Annotated in this window: 13 protein-coding genes; 6 read left to right on the top strand and 7 right to left on the bottom strand. The window is 69.0% G+C overall.

The window, feature by feature from the left end; translation table 11 throughout:
* Positions 1-75 precede the first annotated feature (75 nt).
* Positions 76-1,140, bottom strand: a complete 1,065-nt coding sequence (locus J2W68_RS10695; protein ID WP_310235631.1) for an alpha/beta fold hydrolase — start codon at positions 1,138-1,140, stop codon at positions 76-78.
* A gap of 176 nt (positions 1,141-1,316) precedes the next feature.
* Between J2W68_RS10695 and J2W68_RS10690 the strand changes: the two genes are divergently transcribed.
* Positions 1,317-1,934, top strand: coding sequence for a nucleotidyltransferase family protein (locus J2W68_RS10690; RefSeq protein WP_310235629.1), 618 nt, complete (start codon positions 1,317-1,319; stop codon positions 1,932-1,934).
* A gap of 127 nt (positions 1,935-2,061) precedes the next feature.
* Here J2W68_RS10690 and J2W68_RS10685 read toward each other — a convergent pair whose 3' ends face one another.
* From J2W68_RS10685 to J2W68_RS10665, 5 genes are all read right to left on the bottom strand, one after another.
* Positions 2,062-2,370 (bottom strand): hypothetical protein, encoded by a 309-nt coding sequence (locus J2W68_RS10685; protein WP_310235627.1) that lies wholly within the window; start codon positions 2,368-2,370, stop codon positions 2,062-2,064.
* Positions 2,367-3,683 carry an ABC transporter permease gene (locus J2W68_RS10680; RefSeq protein WP_430539718.1) on the bottom strand — a complete coding sequence of 439 codons (1,317 nt, stop codon included), beginning with the start codon at positions 3,681-3,683 and terminating at the stop codon, positions 2,367-2,369. Before J2W68_RS10680 ends, J2W68_RS10685 begins: the two co-directional genes overlap by 4 nt.
* Positions 3,684-3,705: 22 nt before the next feature.
* Positions 3,706-4,872, bottom strand: coding sequence for an ABC transporter permease (locus J2W68_RS10675; RefSeq protein ID WP_310235622.1), 1,167 nt, complete (start codon positions 4,870-4,872; stop codon positions 3,706-3,708).
* Between the two features lie 94 nt (positions 4,873-4,966).
* Positions 4,967-5,656, bottom strand: a complete 690-nt coding sequence (locus J2W68_RS10670) for an ABC transporter ATP-binding protein (protein ID WP_430539712.1) — start codon at positions 5,654-5,656, stop codon at positions 4,967-4,969.
* 116 nt (positions 5,657-5,772) lie between these two features.
* Entirely contained in the window at positions 5,773-7,002 is a 1,230-nt protein-coding gene (locus tag J2W68_RS10665) for an efflux RND transporter periplasmic adaptor subunit (RefSeq protein ID WP_310235619.1), read from the bottom strand.
* 232 nt (positions 7,003-7,234) lie between these two features.
* On the opposite strand from J2W68_RS10665, the gene J2W68_RS10660 reads away from it, so the two are divergent.
* From J2W68_RS10660 to J2W68_RS10645, 4 genes are all read left to right on the top strand, one after another.
* Positions 7,235-8,170 carry an ABC transporter ATP-binding protein gene (locus J2W68_RS10660; RefSeq protein WP_310235616.1) on the top strand — a complete coding sequence of 312 codons (936 nt, stop codon included), beginning with the start codon at positions 7,235-7,237 and terminating at the stop codon, positions 8,168-8,170.
* Positions 8,170-8,940, top strand: a complete 771-nt coding sequence (locus J2W68_RS10655; RefSeq protein WP_310235613.1) for an ABC transporter permease — start codon at positions 8,170-8,172, stop codon at positions 8,938-8,940. The genes J2W68_RS10660 and J2W68_RS10655 overlap by 1 nt, the downstream gene beginning before the upstream one ends.
* Before the next feature lie 128 nt (positions 8,941-9,068).
* Positions 9,069-10,253 carry a sensor histidine kinase gene (locus tag J2W68_RS10650; RefSeq protein WP_310235611.1) on the top strand — a complete coding sequence of 395 codons (1,185 nt, stop codon included), beginning with the start codon at positions 9,069-9,071 and terminating at the stop codon, positions 10,251-10,253.
* A gap of 68 nt (positions 10,254-10,321) precedes the next feature.
* Positions 10,322-10,942 (top strand): response regulator transcription factor, encoded by a 621-nt coding sequence (locus tag J2W68_RS10645; RefSeq protein ID WP_310235997.1) that lies wholly within the window; start codon positions 10,322-10,324, stop codon positions 10,940-10,942.
* Positions 10,943-11,158: 216 nt separating this feature from the next.
* On the opposite strand, the gene hglS is transcribed toward J2W68_RS10645, so the two are convergent.
* A complete protein-coding gene (gene hglS / locus J2W68_RS10640) occupies positions 11,159-12,526 on the bottom strand; it encodes a 2-oxoadipate dioxygenase/decarboxylase HglS (RefSeq protein ID WP_310235609.1) in 1,368 nt (455 codons plus the stop codon).
* Between the two features lie 180 nt (positions 12,527-12,706).
* Between hglS and J2W68_RS10635 the strand changes: the two genes are divergently transcribed.
* Complete coding sequence (locus J2W68_RS10635) at positions 12,707-13,132, top strand: hypothetical protein (protein ID WP_310235607.1); 426 nt, start codon at positions 12,707-12,709, stop codon at positions 13,130-13,132.
* Positions 13,133-13,138 lie beyond the last annotated feature (6 nt).

The raw sequence follows: 13,138 nt of genomic DNA, 5'->3' as shown, positions 1-13,138 counted from the left end.
CGTAGGAGCGTGCTCGCGCGCGATGAAGCTCTCCGGGAAGGCCCATCGCGCGCAAGCGCGCTCCTACAGTCGGGTCTAGCGCGCAGCGAGCGCGGTCTGCGGACAGGCCGGCGCGTCGAACCAGTCGACGACGGTCGGCGCAAGCGTGTCGAGCCGCATCGGCAGGCTGAGGTGATCTTCGCCGGCGAGTTCCAGATAGCGTGCGCCGGGCATCGCGGCCGCGAGCGCACGGCCGTGTTCGACCGGTACGTGGCGATCCGCATCGCCGTGCACCAGCAGCACGCAGCCCGGCGCCTGTGCGAGGGCGGTGCCGACATCGACGCCGTCGAGTGGCAGTGACAGCGTGTCGCCTGCGCGTGTGATCGCCGCATCCAGCACCGAGGCATCGATGCGCCAGCGCAGCCAGCGGCGGGTGAGCTGCGCGTGCCAGCTGCCGCCGGTTTCGCCCAGCATGTGCGGCACCATGTCGCGGATTGCGGCGCCGGCATTGTCGAAGGATTCCAGCGCGACTACGCGTTCGGCCTGCAGGCGCGGATCGGCCGATGCGAACAGCGCGGTCGCGGCGCCGTAGGACACGCCGAATACATGCAACGGGCCGATGATCTCGCCGCGATCGCGGAGCGCGACGACCGCGTCGACGACATCCCCGGCCTCGCGCGTGCCATAGCCCGACGGCGCATGGCCCGAGCGGCCGTGATTGCGCAGGTCCAGGGTGATCGTGCGATAGCCGGCTTCGGCCAGCGCGATCGACCACGGCAGCAGCGAGCCGCCATCCATCATCCAGCCGTGCAGCAGCACCACCGTGCCGCGCGGCGTGGCGGACGGCGCGGAGGGGGCATGGAAATCGAGCGAGAAGTCGACGCCGTGCGGATCGTCCACCGGGCGCGTCCACGCGTAATCCATGCCGTAGTCGCCCGGATCGAGCGCGCGCCAGAACAGCGGCACGCCGGCGGACGTGGTGACGTGTCCGCTACGGTTCGGCAATCGCGCAAAAGCGGCGTCGACACGATCGGTCTGCAACAGCGGCGATGCACCCGGCGGCGCGACCAGCTTCGATGCCAGCGAATACGCCATGCCCGGCCAGGACGAAAATCCGGCGACGAGCAGGCAGGCGGCGAGGAGGACGGCAAGGCGAAGCATGGCGGGGGGCGGGAGCGGGGCGGCCGCGCAGACTATCGACGCGTCCCCGGGCGTCGCTATCGCACCGCGATGACAACTGCATGACAGACGGTCGCCGTTCATCGATGTGCGCCGGTCGCTGCACCGGGCTTCTGGCACAGTGCGGCCATGTCGACCTCTCGCCCCGGACCCATCTGATGATCGCTGCGCATGCCGCGATCGTGCTCGCCGCCGGCGGCAGCACGCGGCTCGGCCGGCCCAAACAACTGCTGCGTCAGGATGGCAAAAGCCTGGTCGCGCGTGTCGTGCGACTGGTCGCGGACACCCATCCCTGCCGGCTCGTGGTGATGCTCGGCGCGTATCACGACGCCGTCGCGGCCGAACTCGCGCCGTCGCCGCACAGCGTCGTCGAACTGCACGAAGTGCCGGACTGGCGCGAAGGGTTGTCCGCCAGCCTCGTCGCCGCATCGCGCGCGCTGCAGGCGCATCGCGGGCCGGTGCTGGTGACCGGCATCGATCAGCCTGCGCTCAATGCGCTTCATCTGCGCGCGCTGCTGGATGGCGCGCGCAGCGTGCGTTCGGGCTGCGCGGCGGTGATGCACGGCGAACGCCCCGGCGCGCCGGCGGTGCTGTCGCACACGCTGTTCGCGCAGGTGGATGCGCTGCAAGGTGATCGGGGATTCGGCGCCCTGCTGGCGGCGTTGCCGGAAGAGGAACTGTTCCGGCTGCAGGCGCCGTCGCTCGCGCAGGACATCGACACATCGGATGACGTGCAGCAGGCGCTGGCGGACGGGTTGCTGGATCGCGGGGTCTAACGTGCTAGACGTTGCGGCGCTTTGATGGCGTCTTCAAGCATCAGGCGCGTGGTCACCCCTCTGTCGTCATGCGTGCAGATTTCCCGGATCGACACATCGCGCGCGAGCGCGCTCCTACGGGTGCCAATCAGCCCGCACGCGCCATCATCCACACCACGCACGCCGCACCGACGACACCGATCACCAGCGCTGCGTTGCGCCAGCGTTTCGCACGCCGCCGATAGCGGGCGACGCGTTCGTCGTTGAGCGCAGTGGCGCGTGCGATCCACGGGGCGGTGTCGCGTTCGGCCTGGGCGTAGATAGCCTCCGCGCGCGCCGGATCGGCCTCGGCGCGCAGCGCGGCGTCCTCGTAGCGCTCGAACGCGCGCCTCTGCAACGACTGGATCTCGCGTGCGATGTCGGCGTTCGACAACGTATCCGGATCGGCCACGTTCATGCCGCGCGCAGGGCCGCGGTCACCGGCAGTTGCGCCGCGCGCACCGCCGGGAACAGACCGCCGACGAAGCCAATCGCGAGAGCCCACTTCAGGCCGCTCCACAGCAGCGCGGGGGTGACCAGGAACTCGAACGTCATCTGGCCGACACCGCCAGCCAGCGTGGAAGCGCCGTAGCCGTCGAACACCACCCAGGCGATGAAGCCGCCGAGCAGGCCGCCGGCGAGGGCGAGCAGCATCGTCTCCAGCATGACCGCGACCACGACCGGAAGACCACGGAAGCCGATCGCGCGCAGCGTGGCGATCTCGCGTGCACGCGCGGCAACGGTCGCGAACATCGTGTTGAGCGCGCCGAACACCGCGCCCACCGCCATGATCGAACCGACCACGATGCCGATGATGCGCAGCACCTTGCTCATGCCCTCGGATTGCTTGGCGAAATAGTCGAGCGTGGTGCTGGCCTCGACCTGGGTGCGCGGATCGGCGTCCAGCGTCGCCTTGAAGGCCTTGAACGCATCGGGGCTGGTCAGGCGCGCGGTCACCGACGCGCGGCTCGCGCCGCGGCGGTAGGTCGTCGCAACGACTTCGGCATCGCCCCAGATTTCCGAATCCATCGCGTCGTTCGATTCGAACGCGCCGACGACGTCCCAGGTATCGCTGCCCAGTCGCACCGTCTGTCCGGGTTCGAGACCGGCAAATTGTCGGCGCGCGCCCTTCCCGACGATCAGTTCGCGGCGCCCGGTCTCGAACATGCGGCCTTCGACAATGCGCAGATTCGGCCGCACCTGGAACGCCATTTCGCCGACGCCGCGGAACTGCACGCTGCCGTCGTCGTCGGGCGCACCGCCGCGCAGCGGCAGGTTGGCTGCGACGACGAGTTCCGGCGAGGCCAGCGGGCGGTTCTCCGCATCGCGCGCGATCTCGGGCGCCTGGATCACGGTACTGATCAGGGCGCGGTCCATGACCGACATGACCTCGGCGGCGGAGCCACCACGCAGCACGATCGCCGTCGACGCATCGCCGGTGTTGCCGACGGTGTGGCGATAGCCCTCGGCCATCGACAACAGCGCGACCAGCACCGCGACCACGCCGGCGATGCCGATCACGACGACCGACGACGCGCCCAGGCGCTGTCCAAGTGTGCTGATGCCGACATGGCTGACCGAGGCCGCCTGGCGGCCGCCGCGGCTGAGCAGCATCCACAACACGGCGGCAATGGCGAAGGCCAGCAGCACATACCAGGGCGCGAGGATCCACACGACCAGCGCGATCAGCAGTCCGAAGCCGAGGCCGGTGTTCTGCAATACGGATTTCATCAGGGAAGGCATCGCAGTGTCCTCAGCGGCCCGCGAGGGCGTCGACGATATTCAGGCGCATCGCGCGCACGGCCGGCAGCGCGCCGACGACGATACCGATGGCGGCCATCAGGCCGAGCCCCAGGGCCCAGCTGTGCCAGCCGATGCCCGGCAGACGGATCATGTCACCGGCGACCACGTTCACCAGCGCACTGGCCACCGCGGCCAGGCCAAGGCCGAGCACGCCGCCGAACAGCACCAGCACCACCGACTCGGCCAGCACCAGCATCAGTACGCTGGTACTCGAGAAGCCGATGGTCTTGAGGACCGCGAGTTCCGAGGTGCGTTCCCGCACCGCCTGCGCCATCGTGTTGCCGGTGAGCAGCAGCAGGGTGAAGAACACCGCACCCATGATCGCGCCGACGATCAGGCCGATGTCGGCCATCTGCTTGAGCTGCGAGGCGAACGCCGCGGCCTCGGTCATCGTGCGGGTCTCGTTGGGCGAGTTCGCCGACAGCGCGTCGATCGCCTTGGCCGCGCGGTCGGCGCGGCGCACGTCGGATACGCGACTGATGTACCAGCCCACGTCGCTGTCGACGTAAGGCGTGGATTCGGCGAAGTACTCCCAGTGCATCAGCAGCAGCCGGTCGTTGAAGCCGCCGGCCTTGGCGTCCTCGTTGCGCATCACGCCGACGATGTCGAACGACCAGTTCAGCGAGCCGTCGCTGTTGGGAAAGATCGATGACTGCAGGGGGATGCGGTCGCCCACCTTCCAGTCGAAACGCTGCATCAGTTTTTCGCCGACGAGCACGCCGGTGCGCGTGCGCGCGAAGGCATCGCGCTCGGCGGGGTCGACGACGATCTCCGGGTACAGATCGAGATAGTTCGGCGCCACCGCGAAGCTGAAAAGCTGGTTGCGCGGCCCCTGGTAAGTGCCACCGAACCAGTTGGCGTAGGTCACCGCCTCGATGTTGTCGACCATCTCGATGCGCTTGCCCAACGCCTGCGGCAGCGTTTCGATGAAGGACAGCCGCGAGGATGTCTGCAGGCGCTGTGCACCATCGGCGTTCTGGCCAAGCTGGGTGAATGCCACGCGGATGCCGTCGAGCAGACCGAACAGCAGGAACGCTGCGACGATCGACGCGACCGTCAGCGCGGTGCGGGTCTTGCGCCGCATCAGCGCGGCCCAGATCAGGTGCAGGTATTTCATCGGATGTCCTGCTGTTGTGCTTTCAGAAGAGAGCGACCTTGAATCAGGCCGGATCGACGCCTTCCCCCGCAGGCGGGGGGCGGGCCTGGATCCCTCAAGCCGCCGCGTCGTGCGCGCCGACCAGCGTGCCCTTGTCCAGATGCAATGTATGGCTGGCGTACTCGGCAGCCTTCGGATCATGGGTCACCATGACGATGGTCTTGCCATGTTCGCGGTTGAGCGTCTGCAGCAGGCCGAGGATGTCTTCGGCCGACTGGCGGTCGAGATCGCCGGTCGGTTCGTCGCAGATCAGCAGCGTCGGATCAGAGACGATCGCGCGTGCGATGGCGACGCGCTGCTGCTGGCCGCCGGAGAGTTCGTTGGGTTTGTGTTTCGTACGGTCGGCCAGGCCCACGAGCGTCAGCGCGATCTCCGCATTGCGCTTGCGCTGCGCGCCCGACAGCTTCGTCAGCAGCAACGGCAGTTCGACGTTCTTCTGTGCGGTCAGCGCCGGCATCAGGTTGTAGAACTGGAACACGTAGCCGACGTTGCGGCTGCGCCAGCCCGACAGCTGCCCGCCGCTCATGCGGTCGATGCGTTCGCCGGCGACATCGATCTCGCCCGAACTCGGCGTATCCAGGCCGCCGATCAGATTCAGCAGGGTCGTCTTGCCGGAGCCCGACGGGCCCATCAGTGCGACGAAGTCGCCCTCGGCGATATCGAGGTTCACCCCGTGCAGCACTTCGACCTTTTCCGGTCCGCGCTGGTAGGTCTTGGTGAGGTTGCGGATCGACACCAGTGCCATCGTCATTCCCCTTTGTGATCTGGAAGTGCTGCTGCTTCTGTATGAGCGCGCTTGCGCGCGATGGGCGTTACCGGGAATGCCATTCGCGCGCAAGCGCGCGCCTACAAGAGACTTCGTTACGGCTTCACCCGGACGCGGCTGCCATCCTCGAGCGCATCCGGTGCGTCGAGTACCAGTTCGTCGCCAGGGCTCACGCCCTTGCCGATCTCCACATTGCCGCCCACACGTTCGCCCGGTTCCACCGCCCGCTGGCGCACCACGTCGCCGTCGACGACGAAGACCACCTGCGCGCCGTCGCGCTCCGACAAGGCCGCCGCGGGCACGCGCGGCAGGCGCGGCGCGTCGCCGTCCTGGGCCGGGCGCGCCTGCTCGAGGAAGCTCACCGTCGCGCCCATGTCCGGCACGATGCGCCCGTCCTTCGCGTCGAGCGCGATGCGCACCTTGACCGTCGCCTTGCCGCGGTCGGCGGTCGGCACGATCGCGATCACGCTGCCGGGAATCTTCCAGTCCTGATAGGCATTGAGCGTGGTTTCCACCGGCATGCCCGGCTTGACCCGGCCGATATAGGACTCGCCGACATCGACTTCGACTTCCAGCGACTCCATGTCCACCAGCGTGCCGATGCCGGTGCGGGTGAAGCCGCCGCCGGCCGACAGTGGCGAGACGATCTCGCCCGGCTGGGCGGCCTTGGCGATGACCACGCCGGCGAACGGCGCGCGTACGAAGGTGTCGTCGACGCCGATCGCGGAGATGCGCAGCTGTTCGCTGGCGACCGTCGCGTTGCGACGCGATGTCGTGAGCTGGGCACGCAGGGCATCGCGCTGGGCGACGGCCTGTTCGTACTGCGCCTTCGACACCAGCTGCTGGCCCACCAGCGTCTGCAGACGATCGGCGTTCGCCGACGCTTCGGTGAGCTGCGCCTGCACGCCGGCGACCTGGCTGCGCGCGGCGTCGAGCTGGGCGGCGGAGAGATCGCGCCGCGCATCGGCATCGATCGGATCGAGCGTGGCGAGGATCTCGCCTTCTTCGACGCGCTGGCCTTCCTCGATGCGCACCTCGCGTACGCGGCCGGTGATCTTGGCCGACACGGTGGCCATGCGCCGGGCGACGACGTAACCGCTGGCATCGAGTACCGAACCGCCGGCCGCGCCTGCGGCGACGGGCGCGGCGACGACGGTGGTGTCGACCTCGATCGCGCGATTGCCCAGCACGAGCACGCCGACCACCAGCAGCACCAGCAGCAGCGCAGCGACCGCGAGGCCGATCCACAGGCCACGTCGCGATGGCGGCGGTGGCGCACTGCGGTCGATGCGGAGTTCCTTCAGCAGATCGGCGTTCGTGTTCATTGCAACCCTGGACGGAAGGAGCGGGGCCAGTGTGACCGCGCATCCTCGTGGTTTCCAACCTGCCGGACGTCACAACGTGACCCGGTCGGTGCATTCGGAACGACGGCGTCAGTGTGCGTATCACCGTGTCCCGCTACACCTGACGACTGTCATGCGCAGGATGTGACGCACGCGACTGCCGGAACCGTCGTTGGGGCGAAAGACTGGCCGCCTACTCACCGGAGGCAGGTCGATGGCCCTGAATGCAACGCCACTTGCGCCACTGGCCCGTCTCACGGGCGTACGCCGTCGCCGCGGCGCCGTGCAGGCGCTCGATGGCGTGGATCTTGCGCTGCCTGCCGGCCAGGTCACCGCGCTGCTCGGCGTCAACGGCGCCGGCAAGACCACGGCGATCGAGGTCCTGCTCGGCCTGCAGCCGGCCGATAGCGGCGAAGTCACGCTGCTCGACCGGCCTCCATCCGATCTCGACGCGCGGCGCCTCATCGGCGTGATGCTGCAGCAGGCGCAGCTGCCGGAACGCCTGCAGGTCGGCGAGCTGCTCGCGCTGACGCGCAGCTGGTACCCGCAGCCGCGCAGCGTGGCCGACTGCGTCGCACTGGCTGGACTCGATGGCTTGCTGGACCGGCGTTACGGTCGGCTGTCCGGCGGGCAGCAGCGGCGCGTGCAGTTCGCGCTCGCGCTGTGCGGGCGGCCGAAGCTGCTGTTCCTCGATGAACCGACCACCGGGCTCGACATCGGCGCACGACAGCAGGTGTGGCGCGCGATCCGCAGCCTGGTCGCCGACGGCGTCGGCATCCTGCTGACCACGCATTACCTGGAAGAGGCCGAAGCGCTGGCGGATCGCGTCGTCGTGCTCGATGCGGGACGCGTGCGCGCCGACGGCAGCGTCGGCGACGTGCGGGCGCAGGTCGCGCAGCGGCGTATCTGCTGCACGAGCGTCGTGCCGGCCGAGGTCGTCGCGAGCTGGCCCGGCGTGCGCACTGCGAAGCGCATCGACGGGCAACTCGTGGTGATGGCCGAGCATGCGGAATCCGTATTGCGCCGGCTGCTGGATGCGGATCCGCAGCTCGGCGATCTCGAAGTGCAGCGCGCCGGGCTCGCCGAGGCCTTTGTCGCGATGACTGCGCCCGCCGAACCCATGTCCGATTCGAAGCAAGAGGCCGCGTGATGGACACCAGGATCGATACCGGCACGCGCGTGTCCTTGAGGCGCTGCTATCTGCTCGACACGCGCTGCGAACTGCTGCGGCTGCTCCGCGAGCCGATGTACATCATTCCCACGCTGCTGTTTCCAGCGCTGTTCTACGCCATGTTCGGTCTGCTGATGGGCGGGCGCAGCGGCGGCGAGGCGGCGCGTTACCTGCTCGCCACCTACGGCGTGTTCGGTGCGATGGGCGCGGGCCTGTTCGGGTTTTCGGTCACGCTGGCGATCGACCGCGAGCGTGGCTTCTTCGCCCTGCGCCGCGCACTGCCGGCGCCGCCCAGTGCATGGCTGGTCGCGCGGATGCTGATCGCGATGCTGTTCGCACTGGGCATCGTGCTGGAGCTTGCACTGCTGGCGACGGTATTCGGCGGCGTATCGCTGGCGCCGGGGCAATGGGCGACCTTGTGGACGGTGACCGTGCTCGGCGCGCTGCCGTTCTGCGCGATCGGCCTGCTGCTGGGCAGCATTGCCAGTGCGAACGCAGCGCCGGCGTGGGTCAATCTGCTGTTCCTGCCGATGGCCTTCCTGTCGGGCCTGTGGCTGCCGCTGTCGATGCTGCCCGATATGTTCACGAAGCTCGCGCCGCTGTGGCCGGCCTGGCATCTGGCACAGGTCGCACTGGGCGTGACCGGGCAGGCAGGCACCACATCGCCGTGGCTGCACCTGCTGGTGCTTGGGCTCGTGACCGTGGCCTGCTGCGTGCTCGCGCTGCGCCGCCTCGCGCGCGCGGTCTGAGCGTGTCCGCTTCGACGGCCGGGCATGTGCAGTGACGCCGGCACGCGGACGCGGCCGGCGCATCGGTATGCAGGGCCGGCGACCGGCGCCGCTTCTGGTCGGGGCCTGAGATGGCTACGCTGCCCCACATGAAGACCGACCCGACGGCGGCGACGATGCGCACCTTCGCAGGCCTGCGGGCAGCGCCGGATTCTGTCATCGGGGCCGCGCTGCGGCAGGGCCGGCCGGCGTGGAGCGAAGGCATCCACGTGTTCTGGTCGGTGTGGGTGTTCGTCGTGCCGATGTTCTCGCCGCGCGGCTACGACCAGCAGTGGCTGCTGCTGACGCTGTTGTCGTATCCGCTCTTCATTGCCCTGTTCGCCGGCGCGCTGTTGTTGCCGGCGCGCCGCTCGCCGTGGTGTGCGCTGGGCATGATCGCGCTGTGTTTCGGTCTGCTTCCCTGGTACGTGTCGGGCTTGAGCTACTTCGTGTTCGGCTGCGTGTTCCTCGGCGCGCTGTCGCGCACGTCGGTTTGGCGTTACGTGCTGGCGCTGATCGTCTTCAACGCGGTGCTGCTGACCTGGGCGCGGGCGCTCGGCTATCCCTGGGCGGCGCTGGCCTGGATGCCGGTGACGACGGTGATGATCGGCCTGCTGGTGCACGTGGAGCGGCTGAAGAACCGCCAGGACGCCGCGCTGCGGTTGTCGCACGACGAGGTGCGCAGACTGGCCGCCGTCGGCGAGCGCGAGCGCATCGGCCGCGACCTGCACGATCTGCTCGGCCATACCCTGTCGATGGTCGCGCTGAAGGCCGATCTCGCCGCGCGGCTGGTCGAGCGCGATCCCAATGGGGCGCAGCGCGAGATCGGCGAGGTCGGTGGCATCGCCCGCGATGCGCTGGCGCAGGTGCGACAGGCCGTCAGCGGCATCCGCGCCGCAGGCCTGGCGGCGGAACTCGCGTCCGCGCGCCTGCTGCTGGAAACCGACGGCGTGGCGTTCGCCTACAGCCTCGACGAACACGTCGCGGGCGCCGGCCTGTCGCCCGATGTCGAGACCGCGCTGGCGATGACCTTGCGCGAAGCGGTCACCAACCTGCAGCGCCACGCCCACGCGCACACCGCGCAGGCGCAGTTCACGCGCGAAGGCGACACGATCCGGCTGCAGGTCAGCGACGACGGGCGCGGCGGTGCGATCGTGCCCGGCAATGGCCTGTCCGGAATGCGCGAGCGCATCGAGGCAGTGGGTGGCCAGTTGCGCGTCGACAGCGGCGCCGACGGAACGCGGATCGATGCGGTCATTCCGCTGGGCCCGACGCTCACGCAGGGGGACCACTGAAGCGCATCAAAAGCCGTCGTTCGTCCTTCGTCCGATTTTTGCCTGCTACCGTCTTCGCCATGCCGCGTATGCCCACCCCCGAAGCGCCGATCCGCATCCTCATCGCCGAGGACCAGGCGATGCTGCGTGGCGCGCTGACCGCGCTGCTGAATCTCGAAGACGATCTGTCGGTGGTCGGCAGCGTCGGCGATGGCGAATCGGCGTGGCGCGAACTGCAGCGCCTGTCGCCGGACATCCTCGTCACCGACATCGAGATGCCAGGCCTGACCGGCCTGGAACTCGCGCAGCGCATCCAGCGCCATGAACTGCCGGTGCGCGTGGTCATCGTCACCACCTTCGCCCGCGCCGGCTTCCTGCGCCGCGCGCTGGATGCGGGCGTCGGCGGCTACCTGCTCAAGGACGCACCGGCCGAACAACTCGCCGAGGCATTGCGCCGCGTGCACGACGGCGGCCGCGCGATCGATCCGCAGCTCGCGCTGGAAGCCTGGAGCGAACCCGATCCGCTGAGCGAACGCGAGCGCCAGGTGTTGCGACTGGCCGGGCAGGGCATGAGCGCCAGCGAGATCGCCGCGCAGTTGAAGCTCTCACACGGGACGGTACGCAACTACCTGTCGGAGGCGATCGGGAAGCTGGGTGTGGGGAACCGGATCGAGGCGTATCGGCTGGCGCGGCAGAAAGGGTGGTTGTAGATCACGCGTGGCCTGACGCGTGCGACTAACAGGCGCCTTCCTCCGCTCGCGGGGCATTGCGCCCTTTACGGGTGGAAGGATGGGATGGGGGCGAAAGGCCAGGTTGCGGAGAAACCATTTGGTCTCTGGGGTCGACGAACGTACCTGGGTTTCAAGCGTCGGACGGATTGCCCCCACCCAACCCTCCCCCGCAAGCGGGGGAGGGCTGAAAGCGCCTCAGCCTTCCAGCCCCACCGCCATCAGCGAATCCCGCTCGATCCGTGCATAGATCCCGAATTCGTCATGCACCTTCGCACCCAGCGCCGCTTCGAACGCGTCGCGGTTCGCCTGCGCCGCATACGCGCGCTGTTCGCCGCCGCCGAGGTTCGACTGGAAGATGCCGGCCGCGCTGACCGGCAGAAAATCCTCGTAGACCACCGGGTCGGCCGTCACCAGGCCGGCTGCGATCGCATCGTCCACATTGCCGCGCGCGACGGCCGGTGGATCCGCACGTCCCGCATCGGTCAGCGCGTAGCGGTAATAGCCCAGCCCGTCGCGACGCAGCGTGTCGTCGTCGTCCGGAAATTCGTCAAATGCCGCGGCCAGGCGCGCGGCATAATCGCCGGTGCTGCCGGCCCCATCCGACTCGCGTGCACGCGCGAGCAAGCTGTCGTAGAGCGCGCGGCCCTTGGGCGTCAGCGCGAGGCCACGCTGTTCGATCTCGCCGAAGCGCGCGGTGTGCGTGCCGGCGTCGGCGCTGTCGCCGGCCGGAAACAGCACCGGCTCCTGCAGCGCCTTGAAGCTGGTCTGGCGCAGCAGGATCGGGCAGCGGCGGCGCGGTGGCCCTTCGATGACGGCCTTCGCATCGATGCCGCGCGCCTGCATCGCGTCCTGCGCGGCGTCGATGTCGAGCGTGCGCGGAGTCAGGTGATTGATGTGCGGGCCGCGGAAACAGACCACATCGGCGATCAGGCGATGCGCCGACAGCAGTGCCTGGTAGGTCGCGTGCGAGACGGTCGCTTCGCTGTGCCAGCGGAAGGTCTCCAGCGCTTCGGTGACGAACTCGTCGGCCTCATCGGCGCTCAGCCCGCCGGCCTGCTCGAAGCGTTCGATCAACGCCAGCGCGCGCGGGGTGAAGATCTCGCGCGCGTCGAGAATCGCCGCGGCTTCCTCGCGCAGCGCAGCATCCTCGATCAGTTCCAGCCGCAGCAGCGAGGTGAACACCCGGAACGGATTGCGCGCGAGCGCCGCAGCCTCGACCGGGCGGAACGCGGTCGCATGTACCGGCACGCCGGCGACGGCGAGGTCGTAGTAGCCCACCGGCTGCATGCCCATCACCGCGAACAGGCGCCGCAACGTCGCCAGCTCGCGCGGCGTGCCGACGCGAATCGCGCCATGACGTTCCGCATCGAGCCGGTCGAGCGCATCGCTGCGCTGCAGGCGCGCGGCGAGCGAGGGGTCGTCGGCCAGCGTCGCAGCGTTCACCTCCGACACCAGTTCCATCAGCGCGCCGTACAGCGGCACTTCGTCGCGATACATGCGTGACATCGCCTGCGCGAACAGGCTGCGGATCTCGTCGGGGGACAGCTGCGTCGAAGCGTTCATCGGGGACCGGATGGAGGACCGGGCGGTGCCCGGCGAAGCGCCCATTTTCGCCTGCCGGCGGCGGCTTCGGGAACTTCGCGCGCAACGGCGTCGTGTCCGCTTCAGGCGCCGGCCCTTGGATGGGCCGAAAGTCCCTCGCTGCTACGCTATGCATCGTTGCCGCAGACCAAGGACCACCCGATGCAGACCCGAATGCCGCTGGGCGCCCGTGTGGTCGCGCTGACCGCGCTGCTGTGGAACCTGTTCGGCCTGCTGGTGTTCGCGCTGCAGGTGTCGATGACGCCCGAACAGCGTGCCGCGCTGCCGCTCGATCAGCAGCAGATCAACGCGGCGATGCCGGTCTGGATCTACGGGCTGTTCGGTCTGGCGACGCTGGCGGGATCGGCCGGTTCGGTTGCGCTGCTGTTCGCGCGTCGCTGGGCAGAGCCGATGTTGCGGGTGTCATTCGTTGCGATCGTCGTGCAGATGCTGGCCAGCTATGCGCTGACGCCGGTCTGGTCGCTGACCGGGCTGCGCGGCCTCGGGTTCCCGCTGCTGCTGATCCTGGTCGTCGCCGCGGTCTGGCTGTTCGCGCGCGGCGCCGCACGTCGCGGCTGGTTGCGCTGACGCCGC

The sequence above is a fragment of the Luteimonas terrae genome, assembly GCF_031457535.1.
GTDB classification, from domain to species: Bacteria; Pseudomonadota; Gammaproteobacteria; order Xanthomonadales; family Xanthomonadaceae; genus Luteimonas; species Luteimonas terrae_A.
The sequence above is the reverse complement of the archived record's forward strand: the minus strand, read 5'-3'. Positions and strand labels throughout refer to the sequence as shown.

What these genes read in the sequence shown, in the direction of transcription:
- J2W68_RS10695 (WP_310235631.1), bottom strand. Translation starts at nt 1,140, where the DNA reads ATGCTTCGCCTTGCCGTCCTCCTCGCCGCCTGCCTGCTCGTCGCCGGA.
- J2W68_RS10690 (WP_310235629.1), top strand. Translation starts at nt 1,317, where the DNA reads ATGATCGCTGCGCATGCCGCGATCGTGCTCGCCGCCGGCGGCAGCACG.
- J2W68_RS10685 (WP_310235627.1), bottom strand. Translation starts at nt 2,370, where the DNA reads ATGAACGTGGCCGATCCGGATACGTTGTCGAACGCCGACATCGCACGC.
- J2W68_RS10680 (WP_430539718.1), bottom strand. Translation starts at nt 3,683, where the DNA reads ATGAAATCCGTATTGCAGAACACCGGCCTCGGCTTCGGACTGCTGATC.
- J2W68_RS10675 (WP_310235622.1), bottom strand. Translation starts at nt 4,872, where the DNA reads ATGAAATACCTGCACCTGATCTGGGCCGCGCTGATGCGGCGCAAGACC.
- J2W68_RS10670 (WP_430539712.1), bottom strand. Translation starts at nt 5,656, where the DNA reads ATGGCACTGGTGTCGATCCGCAACCTCACCAAGACCTACCAGCGCGGA.
- J2W68_RS10665 (WP_310235619.1), bottom strand. Translation starts at nt 7,002, where the DNA reads ATGAACACGAACGCCGATCTGCTGAAGGAACTCCGCATCGACCGCAGT.
- J2W68_RS10660 (WP_310235616.1), top strand. Translation starts at nt 7,235, where the DNA reads ATGGCCCTGAATGCAACGCCACTTGCGCCACTGGCCCGTCTCACGGGC.
- J2W68_RS10655 (WP_310235613.1), top strand. Translation starts at nt 8,170, where the DNA reads ATGGACACCAGGATCGATACCGGCACGCGCGTGTCCTTGAGGCGCTGC.
- J2W68_RS10650 (WP_310235611.1), top strand. Translation starts at nt 9,069, where the DNA reads ATGAAGACCGACCCGACGGCGGCGACGATGCGCACCTTCGCAGGCCTG.
- J2W68_RS10645 (WP_310235997.1), top strand. Translation starts at nt 10,322, where the DNA reads ATGCCCACCCCCGAAGCGCCGATCCGCATCCTCATCGCCGAGGACCAG.
- hglS (WP_310235609.1), bottom strand. Translation starts at nt 12,526, where the DNA reads ATGAACGCTTCGACGCAGCTGTCCCCCGACGAGATCCGCAGCCTGTTC.
- J2W68_RS10635 (WP_310235607.1), top strand. Translation starts at nt 12,707, where the DNA reads ATGCAGACCCGAATGCCGCTGGGCGCCCGTGTGGTCGCGCTGACCGCG.